Annotated in this window: 10 protein-coding genes; all 10 read left to right on the forward strand. The window is 43.7% G+C overall.

What is annotated here, in order from left to right; translation table 11 throughout:
• Positions 1 to 192 precede the first annotated feature (192 nt).
• The 10 genes from K6V26_RS06800 (at position 193) to K6V26_RS06845 (ending at position 22056) form a co-directional block, all read left to right on the forward strand.
• Positions 193 to 3612, forward strand: coding sequence for a glycoside hydrolase family 2 protein (locus K6V26_RS06800; protein WP_317197529.1), 3420 nt, complete (start codon positions 193 to 195; stop codon positions 3610 to 3612).
• A gap of 102 nt (positions 3613 to 3714) precedes the next feature.
• Positions 3715 to 4641 carry an Rpn family recombination-promoting nuclease/putative transposase gene (locus tag K6V26_RS06805; protein ID WP_224264913.1) on the forward strand — a complete coding sequence of 309 codons (927 nt, stop codon included), beginning with the start codon at positions 3715 to 3717 and terminating at the stop codon, positions 4639 to 4641.
• 184 nt (positions 4642 to 4825) lie between these two features.
• Positions 4826 to 6970: a TIM-barrel domain-containing protein gene (locus K6V26_RS06810; RefSeq protein WP_224264914.1), complete on the forward strand. Its 2145-nt coding sequence runs from the start codon at positions 4826 to 4828 to the stop codon at positions 6968 to 6970.
• A 188-nt stretch (positions 6971 to 7158) separates the two neighbouring features.
• On the forward strand, positions 7159 to 10329 hold the full coding sequence (locus K6V26_RS06815; RefSeq protein WP_224264915.1) for a glycoside hydrolase family 2 protein: 3171 nt from the start codon (positions 7159 to 7161) through the stop codon (positions 10327 to 10329).
• 144 nt (positions 10330 to 10473) lie between these two features.
• Entirely contained in the window at positions 10474 to 12759 is a 2286-nt protein-coding gene (locus K6V26_RS06820) for a glycoside hydrolase family 95 protein (RefSeq protein WP_224264916.1), read from the forward strand.
• Positions 12760 to 13026: 267 nt separating this feature from the next.
• Positions 13027 to 13605, forward strand: a complete 579-nt coding sequence (locus K6V26_RS06825; protein ID WP_224264917.1) for an RNA polymerase sigma factor — start codon at positions 13027 to 13029, stop codon at positions 13603 to 13605.
• A 69-nt stretch (positions 13606 to 13674) separates the two neighbouring features.
• Entirely contained in the window at positions 13675 to 14634 is a 960-nt protein-coding gene (locus K6V26_RS06830) for a FecR family protein (protein ID WP_224264918.1), read from the forward strand.
• A gap of 148 nt (positions 14635 to 14782) precedes the next feature.
• Positions 14783 to 18178 carry a TonB-dependent receptor gene (locus K6V26_RS06835; protein ID WP_224264919.1) on the forward strand — a complete coding sequence of 1132 codons (3396 nt, stop codon included), beginning with the start codon at positions 14783 to 14785 and terminating at the stop codon, positions 18176 to 18178.
• 18 nt (positions 18179 to 18196) lie between these two features.
• Positions 18197 to 19525: a RagB/SusD family nutrient uptake outer membrane protein gene (locus tag K6V26_RS06840; RefSeq protein ID WP_224264920.1), complete on the forward strand. Its 1329-nt coding sequence runs from the start codon at positions 18197 to 18199 to the stop codon at positions 19523 to 19525.
• Positions 19526 to 19665: 140 nt separating this feature from the next.
• Entirely contained in the window at positions 19666 to 22056 is a 2391-nt protein-coding gene (locus K6V26_RS06845) for a glycoside hydrolase family 95 protein (RefSeq protein ID WP_224264921.1), read from the forward strand.
• Positions 22057 to 22200 lie beyond the last annotated feature (144 nt).

The raw sequence follows: 22200 nt of genomic DNA on the forward strand, positions 1-22200 counted from the left end.
ATCTTGTTTATTATTCAATAATATATTATTATTATGAAATAAGGTCATTAATTAGTAATATGCCGTTATTCCGTTTTGTATAAGTTTATCCGGCATTAGTTCCATCCTCTCGTTTTTTCTATCGGAAAAATATACGGGTAAAGCGGGCATATATTCGTAATATTGCAGTAGAAATATTAAATATGATATAGCATGAATAACCTTGAACGATCCAGGCACAGGAGGCCTGTTCTAAGTACCTTGATCTTGTTACTTTCGATTGTAACAATGAGCGCACAAACAACGACCTTGCATCCGGTTGCTTCCAACGACTGTGGTGTGGACGGCAAACAGCCGTTTCTGGTAAAAGGCGATAATTATACCATGCCCGATGAAACGGGAGGAAGTATGACGGCAAGAACCTGCAATTTCGGAGGGTCTGTTATCTATGCTTTCGACCGTTTGGATATACAGGCGGATTACCAGTTGGAGGTAGTCTATCTGGCGGATAGCGAGCGGCGGCAACGGATCGTAGCCGATGGAAACGAGGTGCAGGCTCCTGTCGTTCTTGAAAAAGGGAAGGAACAGCGTTATCGTATCGACCTGCCGAAAAAGGCATTTGCGTATGGACAGCTGGTACTGGTTTTCGAAGTATTGAAAGGACCGAATGCCATTGTTTCGGAATTGAATCTTTATTCATCTAATCCAAAGAAACCGATTCCGTTTGAAGGGGATAAAAAGCTGGCGCTGGCACAGACACAAAGTTACCGGGTGGATACGACCGTGAATGTGGAAGAACATCTTCCGGTTTATACAACTGTTCCGTACAGTGTGCCGGGCGTGTATAATCCGGTTCTGTCATTGAACGGAACCTGGCAGTTTAATCCGTCTCCGAAAGCTGATTTTTATACCCGTAAGGCCGATACGGACGGCTGGCATCCGATTGTTGTACCCGGACAATGGTCGATGCAGGGATTCAAAGTCGATTCTGCCGGTTTTGGAGGTTATCAGACTCTTTTTACGTTGCCGGCGGACTGGAAAGGCAAGCAGGTGAAGTTGCGTTTCGACGGTGTATCCAGCGAATGTATTGTCTGGCTGAACGGAAAAGAGATAGGGACCCATATGGGGGGTATGACTGCGTTTGAGTTGGATGCTACCACAGCTTTGCAACCGGGAGAAAACAGATTAGCACTGAAGGTCCGTAGCGAATCGCTGGCAGATATGCTGGGAAGCCTGACGCAGTATGCCGCTCATCAACTGGGAGGTATTACGCGCAAAGTCACGCTTTTTGCCGTACCCGATGTGCATATTTCCGATCTCCGTATCGTGACGGAGTTGGATGAACAATATAAGGATGCTGAACTCAAAGTGTATCTGGCTGTGACAAATGCCGGAAAGGAGACGGAGAAGAATATAGCAGCGCGTCTTTCTATCGGCGGCCTTCCCGTTGTTCTCGATCAGGTAATTCCGGAACTGTCTCCGGGCCAAAACTGGACCGGATGGTTAACCGGAAAAGTGGCCGATCCCCGGAAATGGGATAATGAGCATCCTTATTTATATACGATGAAAATAGAATTGGGAAATGCGGACGTAACCACTGAACAGATAGAGAAACGTTTCGGTTTCCGTGAAGTAGAAGTACAGGGCAACCGTCTGTTGGTAAACGGCAAGCCGGTAAAATTGAGAGGCGTCTGCCGTCATGAAGCGCACCCGCTTACCGGTCGTGTCATGACTCCGGAGTTGGAACGGAAAGATGTGGAATTATATCGTGCCGCTAACTGTAATTTTATCCGTACGTCACATTATCCTCCTTGCGAAGAATTACTTGAAATCTGTGATGAACTGGGAATGTTCGTCGAAGTGGAAGCACCTGTTTGCTGGATTGGTCATCATGCGAATGAGAACTGGAAAGTACTCGATTACCAGGATAGTACATATTATCCGTATGTCTTGCAGGCAAATATGGAGACGATTCATTTCTACCGGAATCATCCGTCCGTTATCTTCTGGTCGATTGCCAACGAATCGTATTGGAACAAAGAGTTTGCCCAGGTTGAGGTATATGTGAAGAAAGCCGATCCGACTCGTCCGCATACTTTCCATGACCAGGCATACGGCGGTTTCAATAACCAGGGAAGTACGGCTCCCATTTCCAATATTCACTATCCCGGACCGGATGGATATAAGGTTGCCGCCAAGAGTGACCGTCCGATGGTGTATGGGGAATATTGCCATCTGAATGTTTACAACCGCAGCGAGTTGGTGACCGATCCGGGTGTACGTAGCGACTGGGCGCTGGCACTGTCTCCGACCTGGGAGAATATGTATAAGACGGATGGTGTGCTGGGCGGTTCTATCTGGTCGGGTATCGACGATATTTTCCAATTGCCGAATGGGGATGCTGTGGGTTACGGTCCATGGGGACCGATAGACGGATGGCGTCGTCCGAAACCGGAATATTGGGATATGAAAAAGATATATAGTCCGATTCGTGTGCAAACAGACCGGTTATCGCCAGCTAAAGAGTTGGTTATTCATTTGGAAAACAGATATACCTATACTAATTTCAATGAATTGCAGCTCAACTGGAAATATGGGGATGAACAGGGAGTTTCCTTTGCCTCGATTAAGCCGGGAGAGAGCGGTCAGATACGTATTCCGATTATGAATCCGGATCAGGCAAACGAGCTGTATCTTTCTTTTACCGATCCGCGCGGTTTCATTGCCGACGAGTATATCATCCCGGTAGGTAAACAGGTTCAGAATGAATTACCGGAGTTGCAGCCGCTTACGACACAACTGAAGAAAGCAAGTGACCGTTATCGCATTACCGGCAAAAACTTTATTTGTGAAGTGAGTCGCACGACCGGACAAATCCTGTCGTTGAAACAGGGAAAGCAGGAGATACTGAACGGCGGTCCGTGGCTGATGGCGCTTCCTCTGAATGGCGGCGGTTGTTATCCGAACCATAATGCAAATACTCCTTTATTTAATGATATTTGCACGGAATGGAAACCGACGGAAATCGATGCGGCAAAAGTTGGTGACGATGTCATTGTCACGGTAAAAGGAAGCTATAAAGAATTTGAAGGAAGCTATAAACTGACTGTCAACGCGGCCGGAAAACTTTCTGTCAGCTATTCATTTAATGCGCTGGCTGACGTAAATCCCCGCCAATGGGGATTGGTTTTTGAGGCTCCGGCAACCTTCAATAAAACATTTTGGCGTCGTGATGGTCTGTGGAGTGTTTATCCGGAAGACCATATCAGTCGTCCGGTAGGAGAGGCAGACCTGTTTTATTCCGGTTTACCCTCGCATCTCAATCCGCGGGTGGAACCTACCTGGTCGTGGAGCCTCGATTACAATGAATTGGGAAGCAACGATTTCCGCTCTACCCGTCGTAATATCTGGTACGCCGGCCTAACCAATGCCGCAGGCAATAAGGTAACCGCCGTTTCAGATGGCAAACAGCACTGGCGTTCATGGCTGGAAAAAGACCGTATCCGTTTCCTGGTGGCAGATTTCGTCACTGCCGGCAACGAAATGTTCTTGAGTAGCTATTATGCTCCGTTCAGAAAACCGTTAAAGGCAGGGGATAATATTAGTGGTGCGATTGTATTGCATACGAACTGATTTGAAATATTCAGGGAGAGGAGGTAAAATAGTAAGACTTCCGTAAACTATATTGACTTGGATTGCTTATATTTGCATAGAAATGTTTAATCATATTGCCTTATGAAAGATAGTTATATCCGCTTTGACTGGGCCATCAAACGTCTTTTGCGTCAGAAAGCTAATTTCGGAGTGCTGGAAGGCTTCCTTTCCGTGTTGTTGGACGAAAAGGTTGAAATCATCGAGTTGTTGGAAAGTGAAAGTAACCAGCAAACCATTGACGATAAATTCAACAGAGTAGATATCAAGGCTAAAAACAGCAAGGGTGATATCATCATTGTGGAAGTACAGAATACACGTGAACTCTATTATCTTGAACGCATCCTTTATGGTGTGGCTAAGGCGATTACAGAACATATCTCTTTGGGAGAACGTTATTGCGAAGTGAAAAAAATATACTCCATAAGTATTCTATATTTTGATATAGGAAAAGGGGACGATTACCTGTATCATGGGCAGAATATTTTCACGGGGGTACATACGGGTGACCGTTTGGAAGTGACTACCAAAGAGAAAAATGCAATTGTGCATAAGCTTCCGGCAGAAATTTTTCCGGAATACTACCTGATTCGTGTGAACGAGTTTAATCAAGTAGCTGTGACCCCGTTGGAAGAATGGATAGAGTATCTGAAAACAGGGTGTATCCGCTCTGATACAACGGCTCCCGGTCTGGAAGAGGCGCGTGAGAAACTACGTTATTATAATATGACTCCCGAAGAACGTCATGCTTACGATGAACACCTGAATGCCATTATGATACAAAATGATGTTCTGGATGGTGCAAAGCTGGAAGGTCGTATGGAAGGTCGTATGGAAGGTCGTATGGAAGGTCGTGTAGAAGGACGTATGGAAGGATTAGCCGAAGGTCGCGTAGAAGGTGAAATCCGAAAGCAAAATGAGATTGCTGCAAATATGAAAAAGTTAGGTCTAGATATTCAACTTATTTTGGAGGCTACTGGTCTAACGCTTGAAGAAATAGAGAAACTGTAATAATCTTGTAAGATTATTTTTTACCCCAATATCCATGCATATAAAGATATTGGGGTTTTTTATGTGTTTACGTGAATAGTATAGCATTTATCGAATGATTGTCCATCTTTTATCTTGTATAGTCTATTTGTTCTTTTAAAGAAAAACTCTTATTTTGCGGAGTAAATACGTATATAACAATACCATGAGAAGACTTACCTTATTACTAGCGTCTATCGGCTTAGTCATGACAGCCTATAGTCAACCGAACGTAACCCCAAAAGAATGGGACAATAATGAATATGCCGGAATATGGAAACTGTCAGTAGGCACACCCGAAAAGATCAACCTGCTGAGCGAACTCGATATAACTCCGAAGAAAGAAGCCTTGCAGCAGATGGCGGAAGGTCGGTTACCTATTTCACCGGCTGATGTAAAAACAGAATTAAGAGATGGCAAAACGTATATCAGTTTCCCGTTGGAAAAAGGGGAGAAGATATTCGGTCTGGGGCTTAACTTCAAAACTGTCGAACAACGGGGCCGTATCATGCGGCTGCACATGGATCATTACACCGGAAGCGATAACGGCCGTACCCATGCACCGGTTCCTTTCTTTGTCTCTTCCCGCGGCTATGGTGTATTAATCAATTCCGCCCGCTATATAGATTTATGGGTAGGAACGGCCGTTCGCAAGGGACCGAATGCCCCGGAGGAACAAGACCGTAATACAGATCCGACCTGGCCTGCACAACCTTATTCCGACAATATTGAAGTCCTGGTTCCTGCACAAGGTGTGGAATTGGTTTTCTTTGCCGGGCCAACCATGCAGGATGTTGTTCGCCGTTACAATCTGTATAATGGTGGTGGCGCTTTGCCTCCGCGTTGGGGGCTGGGGTTCTGGCACCGTACACCGACTTTGTTTACCGATAACGATGTAAAGAAAGAGGTGGATGAATTTGAGAAACGCGGATTTCCTCTTTCCGTGATCGGCCTTGAACCGGGATGGCATAGCAAAGCCTATCCTTGTACCTATGAATGGGATAAAACCCGTTTCCCGGATGCTCCCGGCTTTGCCAAAGAGATGCTCGACCGGAATATACGATTGAACCTCTGGATGAATCCGTATGTATCCAAACATAGTGAAGTATACAATAAAATAAAACCCTATACCGGTTCTCATACGGTCTGGCTGGGTGAGGTTCCTGACTACTCCATGCCTGAAGCCTGTAAAATCATGACCGATCACTTCCGTAAACATCAGGTCGACCTGGGAATAAGCGGATATAAGATGGATGAGAATGACGGATATGATTCCTGGTTGTGGCCTGACGTAGCTACGTTTCCTTCCGGTATCCCGGCGGAACAGTTGCGTAACCTGTATGGCTCGCTGATGCAACAGGCAACGGTAAAGATGTATCGCGAAAAGAATCTGCGTACTTATGGGCAGGTGCGTGCCGGTAATGCGGGAACGAATGCTTATCCTTATGTCCTGTATAATGACTATTACGACCATCGCGGTTTTATCACCGCTTTGATAAACAGTTCTTTTATCGGCGTGTTATGGACACCTGAAGTTCGTTCCTCCAAAACATCGGAAGAATGGCTTCGACGGATGCAGACCGTTTGTTTTTCGCCTATTGCGCAGTTGAATGCCTGGGCGGACGGGACGAAACCATGGACTTTTGCAGATGTAGAAGATGATATTCGTGAGATCGCTTTATTGCGTATTCAGTTGATACCTTATTTATATACCGCTTTTGCCGATTACGCATTCTACGGAACGCCTCCGGTACGTGCCATGAATCTGGAAGAAGGTTATTCTGTCGAAGCACAGACGGAAGAAGGTAAGCTGGATGCAACTGAGAACCCGTATGCGATGGCTGTACGCCGGGAAGTGAAAGACCAGTTTATGGTCGGCGAGAATATCCTGGTCGCTCCTTTGTTTGCCGGAGAGAAAGAACGTAAAGTCGTTCTCCCGCAAGGTAAATGGTATGATTTTTATACCGGAAAGTTTGCCGGTGAGGGAGAAGTCATTACTGTTATCCCGGCTGACCGCCATATTCCTGTATATGTAAAAGACGGTGGTATTATCCCACTCTGGCCTGCCATGTCGAAATTCGGAGATCAGAAATATCCGCTGGAAGTACGGCATTATGGAAACAAACCGGGCACATATTCTCTCTATGATGATGACGGAAGTTCCTATAATTACGAAAAGGGAGAGTTTACCCGCATCGACCTGACCGTTACGGTTGATAAGAAAGGAAAGAAAAAAGGAAAAGCCGTTCAACCGAAAGGAAAAAAGATTTGGTCATTCAGTGAATATAATTTCAAGTTTATGACGGAATAAGCAAATACTCTTTCCATATCACAGATGTATTTCTTTTGTTTCACAGTTGGATTCCGTTTGTATCACAGTTGAGTTTCTTTTGTTTCACAGCTGTGATATGAATAAAGAATTGGAGTTTATCCACACATGCTGGCGGGTAAATCATACTGTGACCGGGCTAATTGACTGTATCAGAAACATAATTTTATATGAAGCTAAGCAAAACAATTTCACTAACACTACTTTCTTTAACTCTGGGAAGCTATCTGCACGCACAGGATATTCAATCGTTGGCAGGAACCTGGCAATTCAGTCTCGATCCTACCGATCAGGGGATGAAAGAAAACTGGCAAGATCGTTCGTTTGATAAAACGATTGCCTTGCCGGGAACAACCGATGAGGCGCAATATGGCGAGAAGACGTCCGGTTCCGATTTCGGTATCCTGACCCGTGCTTATAAATACTACGGTCCGGCCTGGTATTCGAGAGAAATTGAAATTCCATCCGAATGGAACGGAAAACGCATTCGGATGGAACTGGAACGCGTCTTATGGGAGTCACGTGTTTTTGTGGATGGAAAGGAGGTATCCGTGCAGGATGCTTTGTCTACTCCCCATTACCATGATCTCGGTTATCTATCCCCCGGTAAACATCGTTTGACTATTCGTATCAATAATGATCTGATCTATAATATCGGTGATAAAGGTCATGTCTATACGGAATATACGCAAAGTATCTGGAACGGAGCTGTCGGACGCCTGCAACTGAAGGCAATCGAACCGGTTCATTTCTCTAATCCGCAGGTGTTTACCAAGCTTTCTCCCTGTTCCCTGCAACTGATGGATACCTTGATGAATACTTCACCCAAAAAGGTCGATGCACATATAACCTGGCAACTGACTGAGCGCGGGAGTGGAACGGTTGTTTTTACGGAAACAACCGAACAGCCGTTGCAGGAGGGAGCGAACGTACTGAATTTTAAAGCATCTATGCCGGAGGGTATCAAGCTATGGAATGATGTCACTCCCCATTTGTATCAGTTGAAAGTTACCGTACGGGATAAAAAGAAAATATACGATACCCGTGAGATCGAGTTCGGCTTCCGGGAAGTGACGACATCCAAATCGAAAGTTCTTATCAACGGAAAACCTGTTTTTCTGCGTGGTAACCTTGATTGCGTACATTTTCCGCTGACGGGTTATCCGTCTTGTAAGGTAGAGGATTGGGAAAAGATTTTCCGTATTTATAAAGACTACGGTCTGAACCATGTCCGTTTTCATTCCTGGTGTCCTCCGGAAGCTGCTTTTATCGCGGCCGACCGGATCGGTATCTATATCCAGGCAGAAACGATTTGGATAGACTGGTGGATGTCTGTCGAGCAGAAAGAACGGAAAGAGATGGATACCAAAGGCCATCCGCAGGGATTGGGTAAGAATCCTTCGGCCGACCGGTATGTGCAGCAGGAATTAACTCGTATGATCGATGCTTACGGCAATCATCCGTCTTTCATTATGCAATGTATCGGTAACGAGTTGGGTAACTCTGATTTCGAAGTGATGGAGTCGTGGATGAAACCCTTGAAAGAAAAAGACTCGCGCCGCCTGTATGCAACTTCAACGGCTCGTAAGATCATGCCGCTCGATCAATATATGGTCACTCATTATATTGACGGATTGGGCGGAACCCGCGGGCTTCGGGGCGGTGCTTCTACCGCCTGGGATTTTGAAGATGTGTATTCACGTTCGGACATCCCCATTCTTTCGCATGAGATCGGGCAATGGCCGGTTTATCCGAAATGGGAGGAGATAAAGAAATATACAGGTGTATTGAAAGCCCGTAACTTTGAAGAGTTCCGCGAACAGGCACGTAAAAACAAGATCGAGGAGCAGAATGAGGAATTTGTCGCAGCTTCCGGTGCCCTGAACCAGATCATGTACAAATATGAAATAGAGTCCTTCCTTCGTACACCTTCCTGTGCCGGTATCCAGTTGCTTAGCATGCAGGATTATCAGGGACAAGGCGAAGCGTTGATCGGTTGGCTGGATGTTTTTTATGACAGCAAAGGCATTACAACGCCTGAACAGTTCCGTGCGCACCATGATACGACAGTTCCTTTGTTACGTATGCCTAAATATGTATGGGAAAACAACGAACCTTTTACGGCTGAAATGCAGTTGGCACATTACGGAACCGAAGATTTGCAGGAGGGGCTTTACTGGAAGATTAAAGATGAAGACAGTAATCTGGTCGCTTCCGGAAAGACTGCATCCCGCCGTTGGCCCGTAGGTACTTCCGAACTGGGTGGTAAAATAAATTGTGATCTTTCATCTATCTCTGCCGCTCAAAAACTGACGGTTGAAGTCGGTTTGCAGGGACGACCCATCGTTAACCGTTGGAATATCTGGGTTTATCCGTCTGCAAAGTTTCCGGACAAACCTGTTGTGGCGGAAGATGTGTATGTCACCGACCGGATGGATGCCGAATGCCTGAAACATTTGGAAAAAGGAGAGAAGGTCCTTTTGCAGGCGTCTGCTTTAGGGACGGAAGAAACCTGCGATAAGATTAGTTTTTACCCTTTGTATTGGTCGCTGACTTTCTTCCCCGGGCAGGGTAAGAATACGATCGGTATGATTGTTCGCGATAAACATCCGCTGTTTGCCCAGTTCCCGACCGATTCGCATAGCGACTGGCAGTGGCAATCCGTTTATAAAGATGCCCGTGCCTTCTATATAAACGACTATCCGGAAAGTTATAAGCCGATTGCGCAGCCGGTCGATGATTTCCATCGGAATAATAAACTGGCCTCTATCTTTGAGTTGAAAGTGGGAAAAGGGAAATTGCTTGTCTGCGGCTTTGATCTGAAAGATGAAAAGAATCCGGCTGCACGCCAGTTGAAGAACAGCATCCTGCATTATATGAGTTCGGACGATTTCAATCCTTCGTATGAAAAAGATATTGCCTCCTTGCAGAAAATGCTGACTTATGTGGAACCATTGAAGAGTACTGTTACCGGCGAGTTCAGCAATGCTTTGCTGTATATAGACTGTGCAGCTCCGGACAAAACCTTTGCCAATAAGAAGACAACATACGAGATAACTCCCGACTGGCAGGCAAAGGAGATGGAGTTGACGATCCAATGTCCTCCGGGAATCATCGGTTCCTTATATGTTTGTTTTGCCGACAAGGATAAGAAAGGACGCACGGGGCATCTAGTCTTCGAAGGTCGTGACTACGAATTGGTAAAACAAGAGAATGAAGAGTCATGGGTTAAACTCCATATTATGCGTGAAGATTCAAATGATGGAATACTTCGTTTGAAAGCAAAGCTGAAGAATGGTCCTGATCTGGTTATTTCGAAAGTGGCTATCGTGGAGGAATGATCGTTCAATAAAGACTGTCGGTTTTTTGTAAAATTAGGGAATCTTTTTGCAGAATCCGATATGGATATAAAGAAAAGAGGAAGTATGTTGCTTTTATATATTTCCTCTTTTTATCTTTGTATATAAGTGAAAAAAACAGATATTATGAAGAAAAACTTATTATTAGCATTAAGTGTGTGGTTACTGACATCCTGCAATGCCGGAATTGATCTTCCGGTTAGACCGTCGGATAGCGATTTACAATTCTCCGATCTGGCAAAGACCTGGGATGAGGGAATGCCATTAGGAAATGCGACTGTTGGTGCCCTGGTTTGGCAGCGGGATTCGGCTTTACGCTTATCCCTGGACAGGACTGACCTTTGGGATTTGCGTCCGATGGATAGTATCTCCGGTCCGAATAACCGGTTTGCCTGGGTTCGTGAACAAGTGAAGAAAAAGGATTATCTTCCGGTTCAGCAGAAATACGACCATCCGTATGACCGTCAACCGGCTCCGTCCAAAATACCGGGGGCGGCGCTGGAATTTTCTTTGGAAGAACTGGGCTCTCCTTCTGATGTCCGTCTTTATCTGAATGACGCGCTTTGTGAAGCGACGTGGGATAACGGAACCACGTTGAAAACTTTTGTTCATGCCACCGAACCGGTCGGTTGGTTTGTTTTCGAGAATTTACCCTCGTCAATAACTCCTACCTTAATTTCTCCCAAATACAGTACAGGAGGAGATAAAGCCGGTAATTCTGTAGAAGGGCAGGATTTGTGTCGTCTAGGTTATAAACAAGGTACTATTGATGAAGATGCGAATCAGATAGCCTATCATCAGGAAGGCTGGAATGGTTTTTCGTATGATGTGAATGTTCGTTGGGAGCAGAAAGGAAAGACGCTGTATGGTGTCTGGAGTGTGACTTCTTCATTGGAATCCGATAAGGCAACTGAAAAGACACAGGAAGCCATGACACGCGGAGTGAATCAGGATTATCAGTCTCACCTGAATTTCTGGAAGAACTATTGGGCACAGTCATCCGTCACACTTCCGGATCCTGTTTTGCAGAAACAATATGATAATGAAATGTATAAATATGGTTCTGCCACCCGCGAAAACTCTTATCCTATCTCTTTGCAGGCTGTATGGACTGCCGATAACGGTAAACTCCCGCCCTGGAAAGGCGATTATCATCATGACCTGAATACTCAACTCAGTTACTGGCCGACTTATACCGGCAACCACCTGACGGAAGGTTTGGGTTATCTGAATACGCTTTGGAATCAGCGTGATGTCTATAAGGAATATACCCGCCAGTATTTTGAAACGGATGGTATGAATGTCCCTGGTGTATGTACGTTGTTAGGTGTTCCGATGGGCGGATGGATTCAATATTCCATGTCGCAGACGGCCGGAGCCTGGCTGGCACAGCATTTTTATCTTCACTGGAAATATTCGATGGACCGTGATTTCCTGAAAGACCGTGCTTATCCTTTCCTGAAAGATGTGGCTACATACCTGGAACAAATATCCGTGGTGGATGCTCAGGGTGTTCGTAAACTGACCATGAGTTCCAGTCCTGAGATATACGATAACTCGATCAACGCCTGGTTTAAGGATATGACAAACTATGATCTGGCTTTGATGAAGTTCGTTTTCAGTGCCGCGTCTGAACTTGCCGGGGAATTAGAGATCCCGGAAGAGGCGGCTCATTGGAAAAAACTGAATGAACAACTGCCGGAACTGGATGTGGATAAGGATGGTGCCTTGACGTTTGCCAAAGGTTTCTCATACGATCAGTCCCACCGTCATTTCTCTCATGCGATGGCTATCCATCCATTGGGTTTGCTGGATTGGAGCCAGGGTGAAAAGTCACAACAGATCATTAAAGCTACGATAAAGAAGTTGCAGGATTATGGTCCCGATTACTGGACCGGTTATTCATACAGTTGGTTTGGTAATATGAAAGCCCGTGCATTTGACGGTGATGGCGCTGCCCGGGAATTGCGTACATTTGCTGAATGTTTTTGCTTGCGTAATACATTCCATGCCAACGGCGACCAGACAAAAACAGGGAAGTCCAAATTCACATACCGTCCGTTTACCCTGGAAGGTAACTTTGCCTTCGCTGCCGGTATCCAGGAAATGCTTTTGCAAAGTCATACCGGAATCATCCGTGTGTTCCCGGCGATCCCTTCCGACTGGTCGAATGTCTCTTTTGATAACCTTCGTGCCATGGGTGCTTTCCTTATCTCTGCCGAAAAACAAAACGGAAAGATCACCAAACTTCGCATCTATCCTGAACAGGGCGGAACATTACGTCTCGCTTCTCCGTTCGGAACAGATGAAGCAGTAGTAACGGGTAATGCCGGAGATGTTACGAACGAGGATGGTATATTATCGTTTGAAACCCGTAAAGGTGAATGGGTGGATATAAAGCCGGCAGGTTAAGTTTTGAAATAGGTACATGTCAATAAAAGTAACGGGAAGTGTTCGCAGCACTTCCCGTTTTTGTTTTGTGACAGATCATGTTACAGATATATTGTCAATCAAAACTGCGTGCAAAGATATAACTTATGTAATATAAATATGTTAAAATGGTTTTTTCATTATAGGGAAATGGTGAATCTTTACTCGTTATTATCAAGAGACGAACATTATAGGTAAGAGGTTCGAGAATATTGCAGAATGAGAGATACTTATTTTATTTCAGAAATTATGTTGATAAGGATTGCTTCCGGAGACAGGGATGCTTTCCGCTCTTTTTATGATATAATCTATCCACAGGTATATCGGTTTATCCATTATTTTTTACCTAATAAGGCGGACTGTGAGGAAGTCGTTTCCGATGTCTTTTTTATATTCTGGAAAGAGAGAAATTCCCTGCTTGACATAAAGGATCTGAAAGCCTGGATTTATATTGTTTGCCGGAATGAGGCTTATCATTATCTGAAACAAAAAGAGAAAAATTCGAATATCTCCATCGATGATATGCCTGTAGAACTACTGATCGATAGAAACAACGTGGAAGGAGAGATGATAGAAGAGGAAATGCTTGATGTTTATAACGGTGCTGTTTCCGAATTGCCCGAACGATGTAAACTTGTTTTTTTAATGATCAGGGAAGAACGTTTAAAACATAAGGAAGTTGCCCGGATTCTATCGATTACGGAAGGAACGGTTGAGCAGCAAATGAATATTGCTATTCGTAAAATTGTGGAAACGGTCAAGAAGTACTATCCTTCTTTGAGTTTTAATGATAAAAAAAGTGAAAAACAAAAATATCTCTATAGGTGAAAAACGGAGGAATACTCTTTATAAACAGAGATATGATAGATTATAAGGATTAATGAAAAATAAGAGATCATGACTTTAAAAGAAGTTGATGAAAATAAAGAGGTAGTAGATGAAGTATGTAAGGAAGTATTTCGGGTATTGAATGCTTTAAAACATCCGGATGTATCAGAACAGGTAAATGATAGTAAAGAATTTGTTTTTGAACGTGTTAATGATAAAATAAAGACGGATTCCATACTGACTTCCCGGATGAACGGAAAACGTGTTAACATACGCTTTTTAGTAGCTGCCGGAATTGCTTTATTGTTACTCATGTCTGTTAGTGCGGCTTATCATCTCGGTCATAAGTCCGGACAGGAGTTAAAGGCTAATCTATATGCGGAAACAGTGACTCCGTTAGGTGTGACGACTAAAATAACGCTGCCGGATGGAACTGTTGTTATTTTAAACGGAGGATCAAAGTTAACCTATCCGACATTATTTGCAGGAAAGGAGAGATGTGTCAGTCTGTCCGGGGAGGGGTTCTTTGAAGTGGCGAAAGATGCTGAACATCCGTTTCTTGTGAATGCCGATAATTTGTCGGTTAAGGTTTTAGGTACGAAGTTTGGTTTTAAATCCTATAAAGATGATAATCAGACTATTGTGACACTGAAAGAGGGTTTGGTAAAGGCAATGCCATCAAATAAAGAAGCGGTAAACGGCATTGTTCTGCGACCTAATCAACAATTGGTATTGGATAATCGGACCGGTGAATTTCAATGTAGGAATGTGAATACAGCTGAATATCTGTCCTGGAAAGAAGGGGTGTTGTATTTCAGAGATACGACATTGGATGAAATAGCTAAAATACTGGAACGCAAATTCAACGTGAAAATATTGATTGCTTCCGAATCTCTTAAAAATGATCGTTATTTTGCCCATTTCGGTTATAATGAAAATTTGGAACAAATATTGACCTTATTGTCCCACAAGCGTTTTTGGAAATATGAAAAGAAAAATGGTACCATCGAAATAAGAAAGAAATACTAATTAAATACTGTTGCCTATGATAAAATGAAAAATCATTACCACCTGCTTTTTATTTATTCGCAGTAAATATGAGGCAGTATCAGGATCCTTGATATAGGATCAGAGAGATCATGTTACAGAGTTTATTGTTAATTAAAATTGGTTCATTATGAAAAATAACACAGGTACCGGTCGGGGAAAACCCGGGTACCGAAAGACAATTATAGCCATGAGAAACATATTTATTCTCTTATTTTTTCTATCTTATAATATGTTTGCAGCTCCAGGTTATTCCCAGACTACTCGTTTTAATTTGAATATAAATAATAAGACGTTAGAAAGTGTTTTTAATGAGATAGAAAAGAATTCGGAATTTTCGGTCATTCTGAAAAGTAGTGAGGTGAATTTGAAGGAAAGGGTTTCGGTACAGGTCCACCAGCAAACAGTAGGAACTATCTTGAATCAGGTATTGAAAAATCAAGGATTACAATACGAGATTAAAGATAAGCATATTATTATTTACAAACCGGAAGATAATAATATTGTTAATCAGCAGGCAAAAAAGGTAATTACCGGTACGGTTGTAGATGAAACCGGACAGCCTGTGATAGGGGCTAATGTGGTTGAAAAAGGAACAACCAACGGTTCTATCACGGATATGGATGGAAAGTTCACACTTTCGGTATCGCAGGGTACTATTCTTGAAGTTTCCTATATAGGTTATCTGACTATGGAAATCCCGGTTCAGAACAGGGAGGTTCTGAATATAGCATTGAAAGAAGATACGCAAAGGCTGGATGAAGTGGTAGTGGTCGGTTTCGGTACGCAGAAAAAGATCAACTTAACGGGATCTGTATCGTCTGTCAGTGCAAAAGAACTGGAAGAACGGCCGCAGCCGAATGTTCAGAATATGATTCAGGGGAAAATCCCCGGCTTGCAGATTGTAAGTAATTCGGCTCAACCGGGGCGTGATAGCGGAAATATTACCATTCGTGGGAAAGGGTCGTTTGGTGCCAGTTCCGATCCGCTGATACTGGTCGATGGGATTATAGGATCTCTAAGTGCATTGGCTCCGGATGATATAGAATCCATCAGTGTTTTAAAGGATGCTGCGTCTGCTGCTATTTATGGTGCCCGGGCGGCTAACGGCGTTATTCTGGTAACCACGAAAAAGGGGAAATCAGGAAAGGCACAAGTCTCTTATAGTTTTAATTATGGCTGGCAACAAGCGACTAGCCTGAGCGATCAGGTCTGGGAATCGGCTACTTATATGAAAATGTATAACCAGATGGCTGACCGTATGGGAGGGAAGGTGAAGTATTCCCAAGAAATGATTGATAAATATAGTGATCCTAATCGGGATATGAACCTGTATCCGGATTATAACTGGATGGAGGAAACCTTCAAAACCGGTTCAAACATGACGCACAACATCAATGTAAGCGGTGGTACGGAAAAGGTGACCTATAATGTCTCTCTTGGATATTTAAAGCAGGAAGGTCTGCTGCCGGGGCATGATTACAAGCGATATACCGGTCTGATGAATCTGGAAGCACAGGTGCATGAACGGATAAAGATCGGGGCAACCAGTAATTTTTATAATGGCAAACTGGATGAACCATACTATACGAATGATGGATTAGTCCTGATGATCCTTCAGTCACGTCCAATGACAAAACCTTATTTGCCGGATGGAAGCGGTCGTTATTCGTATCTGAATATGCCGGAGAGTTATGGTGGCGAATGGCTGAACCGAAATCCTGTCTGGGCAATGAACGAGACTTCCCGGAAGGTGGAGAACTGGATTGCCAATGCGCAGGCTTATGCCATTGTTGATTTTATTAAAAAGGATAATATGCAGTTGAACTGGACGACTAAGGCTGGTTTTCGTTATGCCGACCAGTTCCTGAATACGCATTATCCGGCCCATCCTGAAGGCTATTATTACCTGAAAGAATCTGACTATAAACCGGGAGGAGCAGATGAACACATGTATGCTGTTGATTTTTTCCCGGAGAAAGGTGTATCCAACCGGGATCAAAGGGAGTTTTATCGTATGTTTTATACAACCTTGGGATATTCCTGGGATATAACGAACGATCATAGCATAGAGGCTCTATTGGGTTATCAGGAAGAGGCTCAGAGCGCACGGACGCTGGAAGGCAAGCGTGAGAACTATCCTTCAGATTCGATGACGGAAATCAATGGCGGTTCCACGGCTGGACAGACTTTATCCGGAGGACTTGCCGAATATTCATTGCGTTCTCTTTTCGGACGTTTGAATTACTCTTATAAAGGGAAGTATCTGGCGGAGGCTAATTTCCGTTATGATGGAACCAGTAGGATTCATACAGATAATCGTTGGGGTATTTTCCCTTCCTTCTCTGGTGCGTGGAGAATTTCAGAGGAATCATTTGTCAAAGATAATATTAACTGGATGGATAATTTAAAACTTCGTCTTTCCTGGGGTAAACTGGGGAATTCGGAAATTGGTAATTATCCTTATCAGGAGGTTTATTCCAGTACTGCTTATATTTTTGACGGAGCGGTGCAGCAGGCTGTGATACAAAAAGATCTGAAGGACAGATCCTTGAAGTGGGAAACAACGACTGTGACGGATGTCGGAATGGATGTTACATTAGGCAACGGCCTGTTTTCTGCAACGATCGACTGGTACAATAAAATAACTGATGGTATTTTATCGCAAGCTGCTATTCCGCTGAGTGTGGGGATGGGAGCTCCGACAATTAATTACGGAAAATTGCGAAACCGTGGTTTTGAATTGGAATTCGGACATCAGAACAGGATTGGCGAATTTACTTACGGAGCAGGCTTTATGGCTTCCATAAATAAGAATGAGGTATTGGAATTAAGAGCTCCTTCTTATGGCAGTTATATTTATGAAGTAGGAAAACCGTATGGAGAACATTATCTATATATCTGGGACGGAATATTCCAGTCGGAAGAAGATATAGCCAACTCACCGGACCATCCGAATAATCCAAAACCGGGAGACATCAAGTTTAAGGATTTGAATAATGACGGAGTAATCGATGGAAAAGACAGGACAATGGTAGAAGGTGTCTATCCTAAAATGTTATATTCGTTTAACTTTAATGTCGGCTATAAGAATTGGGATTTGTCGGTATTCTTCCAGGGAATAACCCGCCGCAAGATATGGACGGACTTCTTTGGCGATGCCCCGTTTGCACAGGGAGCTCCTCCATCTTCACGATTCCTGGATGCATGGACTCCGGAAAATACGGATACCAATGTTCCGGCACTTTATACGCATGGTTATGCACCGATGACGGGATTACGTTCCACTTATAATCTAAAAGATGCCGCTTACCTGAGATTGAAGAATATTCAATTAGGATATAATCTGCCGCAATCATTATTGAATAAAGTTGGTATTGATTTTCTGAGGGTATATTTCTCGGGAGAGAATCTTTTCACCTTTACGAAGTATCCTGATTTTGATCCGGAACGGGCGGGAGATGGCTGGCATGCCCAGTATCCTCATGCGAAAACCTTCTCACTTGGATTAAATCTTAAATTTTAAAACTTAAAAAAAACAACCATGAAAAAGAATCTGATATATATGCTTCTTACATGTTTGCTGTTTACCATGCTTGCATGTAACGATATGGATCTGTTTCCTCAGGACCAGTTAGGACCGGATAATTTCTGGAAAACCGAACTCGATATTCAAAGCGGAATTGCTGGTGTTTATACCAAACTCAAAGGAGGATCGATGAGTTGGAGCCGCTACGGACTGGATAATATTACAGATAATTCTTACTCTTGGACAACCTGGAGCGGAATAGCCAGTATCCAGAGTGGATCGATAGAAGCGACGACCGGTGGAATTATCAGTGATAATTATAAAGCCGGATATGAAGGCGTTGCAGCGTGTAATAATTTTATGAAGAATTTCCCGATAGCGAAAGAGAATGCCAAGTTGAGTGAGGAAAAGGCAAATGCTTATGAAGCCGAAGTTCGTTTTCTAAGAGCTTTTTTCTATTTCGAGTTAGTTCGTTTTTACGGTGATGTTCCTTTGTATAAGGAGGCGATAGCCTCGGTGGAGGCTTCTAAAGTAAAGCAAAGTCCGGCTTCAGAGGTATATGATTTTATCTATCAGGATATTAATTTTGCCGTAGAAAATTTACCGGACATTGCTTATGGCAGCGGACATGCAGTAAAAGGGTCCGCCCAGGCTTTAAAGGCAAGGATTGCTTTATTTCAGGGCGATTGGAAAACGGTAGAAAACATTACCCGGGAATTGATTCAGTCCGGCCAATATCGTCTGGCAGATACTTATCAGTCTATTTTTATAAAAAGAGAAGGACAGAAGGATAACCCGGAAATTATTTTTTCCATTACCTACCTGAACCCGGATTACCGGCATGATGCAGAGATGGTTTATTATTATCAGAATGAAATCGCTCCAATGGACGATCTGATGAAATGTTATAATGAGAATGATGAACGTCTAAAAGAATGGTATGTTTTTACAGGCATAGGTGAGAAAACATTTATCAATCCTTTTGGAGAAGAAGCATCGACAGAACAGGCTCCTTTGACAGGATGGATCTTACTGAAACATATGGATAAATACAAAAAGGAAACTTACACATATACAAATTATGATTTCCGGACAGATAATGATGTTGTTATTCTCCGTTACGCAGATGTTTATCTGATGTATATAGAGGCAATGATGGAGCATGGGAATGGTACTACATCAGATGCTTTGGCTGTCAAGTGCATGAACGAAATCCGGGAAAGAGCCGGCTTGAGTTCTGTAACATCTGTAACCCGTGATGAACTACGGCTGGAAAGAAGACGTGAATTGGCTTTCGAAGGATTACGCCATTTTGACTTAATCCGGTGGAAGACAGCAAAATAGGTAATGAATTCTTTGGTAACTCCGGCAGGAAAATGTACATTTGAGGACCATATGTATGTGTGGCCATTTCCGCTTAGTGAGATGGATGTTAATCCTCAATTGGATCAGAAATCCGGCTATAAATAATTGATAAATATATTATGGGAAACACTTTTATAAAAGTTATCCGGTACCTATTACCGGTAGCATTATTATCTTGTGCCGGAGGTCAACCTCCGGCAAAGAATCTATCTTCTACCATCCTTTATATGGACCAGCCTGCCGCCTCCTGGTATGAAGCGACTCCTATAGGCAACGGGCGTTTGGGTGGGATGGTTTATGGGGGAGTAACCAAAGATACCATCCGTACAAACGACGATACGTTTTGGAGTGGCGAACCACGGGATTTGCAGCGGCCGGGAGCTTATAAATGTCTTCCGGAAATACGAAAATTACTATTGGAAGAAAAGAACCTGGAGGCTCAAGAACTGATCGATAAACATATGCTCGGCCCCTGGAACCAGAATTATATGCCTTTAGCCGATATTCTGCTGGAATGGCCTGGTGATGGAAATGTCTCCGGATATAGAAGAGAGTTGGACCTGAACCGGGGAGTTGTCACGATTACATATACGCAGAATGGAGTTAATTATAAACGGGAACTGTTTGCTTCATATCCCGACCAGGCTCTTGTTATGAATATCTCTGCAGATAAGGAGAACGCTGTTGAGTTTATCGCTGGCCTGGGTAGTCAGATCAATAACCAGACAAAGGTGGAAGGTGATCAGATTGTAATCAACGGGCAGGCTCCCTGGCATACCGATCCTAATTATACAGGCGTTCATCCTCCGGTATATAAGGAAGGGAAAGGCATGCGTTTTGAAGGTCGGTTATTAGTAAAGCAGGAGGGAGGAACGATTTCTGCCCAAGATGATAAATTGCATGTAAAAGATGCGGCATCTGCCACTATTACTTTTGTTGCAGCCACCAGCTTTAATGGTTTCGATAAAGATCCTGCTGTAAATGGGAGAGATGAAAAAGCAATATGCAAAAAATATCTTTCCTCTCTGGAAACAAAGAAATACCCTGATTTATATAAGGCGCATCTGGCAGATTACTCTTCCCTGTTCGGACGGGTAAGTATCGATTTGGGTGAATCTCCGGAATCAAATTTACCGATTAACCAGCGAATAAAAAATTATAAACCCAGCATGGACCCGGCCCTTACTGCTTTGTATTTCCAGTTCGGACGCTATCTGCTTATCTCGGCTTCACGGCCAGGTTCACAGCCGGCAAACTTACAAGGTATCTGGAATCAGGACATGCAACCCGCCTGGAGTGCAAACTGGACGATCAATTGCAATGCGGAGATTAATTACTGGCCGGCTGAGATCACCAATCTTTCCGAATGCCATTTCCCGATGTTCGATATGATCCGGGAGACATCTGTCGACGGTGCCAGGACAGCCAAGAACCTGTATAACTCTCGTGGATGGATTGCCCATCATAATCTCGATATATGGCGTACGACCTGGATGGTTGGAGGAACCGGATTATATTCCTTGTTTCAGGTAGGAGGTGCCTGGCTTTGCCAGCATATCTGGGAACATTATCTGTTTACTCTGGATAAGGATTTCCTTCACAATCACTATGATTTATTAAAGAGTGCTTCCATCTTTTATCTGGATAACTTGCAAACGGACCGGGATGGGTATCTGGTAACGAGTCCATCCGAATCTTTTGAGAATGGTTATATCAAACCAAATGGCGAGAAGGGATGGGCCTGTATCGGTTCCGCTCAGGATATGCAGATCATTCGTGCTTTGTTTGAAAACACGATGAATGCTGCTGAAATTCTGAATGACGGAGCTTTTAAAGAAGAAGTGGCAAAGGCATATGCTAAACTGCCTCCGATGAAGATCAGTCCAAGAACAGGACAACTACAGGAATGGAATGACGATTGGGAACCTTCCAATCCGGCCAGCGGACAGGTCGGGCATGGTTGGGCATTTGCCGTAGGAAGTCAAATAACGCTGCGCGGGACACCTGAACTGGCTCAGGCTTTCAGAAAAACGATAGAATACCGACGTCCGGGTTATTCTTATAACAGTGGTAGCTGGACAGGATCATTCCCGGCTGTTTACTGGGCCCGTTTTGAAGAACCGGATAGTGTGCAACGTGTGATAGACCGTCATTTTGACCTGGCTTTATCTCCGAATTTGACTTGCGAATTTATGAAATCATGGCAAATAGATGGAAACTTAGGTATTACTACCGCCATTACCGAAATGCTTTTACAGAGTCATGCAGGGGAAATCAGCTTGTTACCAGCCTTACCTGCAAAATATCCGACAGGCTCTGTTACCGGATTACGGGCACGTGGTGGGTATAAGGTCGATATTTTCTGGAAAGACGGAGTATTGACTAAAGCTGTGATTAAAGCGGACAGGACGAAGAAGGATAAAATTATACCAGTGCGTTATGCCGGCTTGGTGAAATCAGTTAAGTTGGCAAAAGGGCAGACTATCGTATTGAATAGTTCTTTGGAATAAATAGAACAGAAAGTGTATGGACCGGGCTGAGATTGAATGTCGTCTGACAAATCAATCACTCGCCCCGGTCCATACATTTTTTGTTACATATTGTCTGGATTACATTTTGAGATTTGGGATATTATCTATAACTTGCCGTGATTT

The sequence above is a fragment of the Parabacteroides goldsteinii genome (genome assembly GCF_020091425.1).
GTDB lineage: Bacteria > Bacteroidota > Bacteroidia > Bacteroidales > Tannerellaceae > Parabacteroides > Parabacteroides goldsteinii.

Excerpts from the sequence above, each read along its gene's own strand:
- K6V26_RS06800 (WP_317197529.1), top strand. The coding sequence starts at position 193 with ATGAATAACCTTGAACGATCCAGGCACAGGAGGCCTGTTCTAAGTACC.
- K6V26_RS06805 (WP_224264913.1), top strand. The coding sequence starts at position 3,715 with ATGAAAGATAGTTATATCCGCTTTGACTGGGCCATCAAACGTCTTTTG.
- K6V26_RS06810 (WP_224264914.1), top strand. The coding sequence starts at position 4,826 with ATGAGAAGACTTACCTTATTACTAGCGTCTATCGGCTTAGTCATGACA.
- K6V26_RS06815 (WP_224264915.1), top strand. The coding sequence starts at position 7,159 with ATGAAGCTAAGCAAAACAATTTCACTAACACTACTTTCTTTAACTCTG.
- K6V26_RS06820 (WP_224264916.1), top strand. The coding sequence starts at position 10,474 with ATGAAGAAAAACTTATTATTAGCATTAAGTGTGTGGTTACTGACATCC.
- K6V26_RS06825 (WP_224264917.1), top strand. The coding sequence starts at position 13,027 with ATGTTGATAAGGATTGCTTCCGGAGACAGGGATGCTTTCCGCTCTTTT.
- K6V26_RS06830 (WP_224264918.1), top strand. The coding sequence starts at position 13,675 with ATGACTTTAAAAGAAGTTGATGAAAATAAAGAGGTAGTAGATGAAGTA.
- K6V26_RS06835 (WP_224264919.1), top strand. The coding sequence starts at position 14,783 with ATGAAAAATAACACAGGTACCGGTCGGGGAAAACCCGGGTACCGAAAG.
- K6V26_RS06840 (WP_224264920.1), top strand. The coding sequence starts at position 18,197 with ATGAAAAAGAATCTGATATATATGCTTCTTACATGTTTGCTGTTTACC.
- K6V26_RS06845 (WP_224264921.1), top strand. The coding sequence starts at position 19,666 with ATGGGAAACACTTTTATAAAAGTTATCCGGTACCTATTACCGGTAGCA.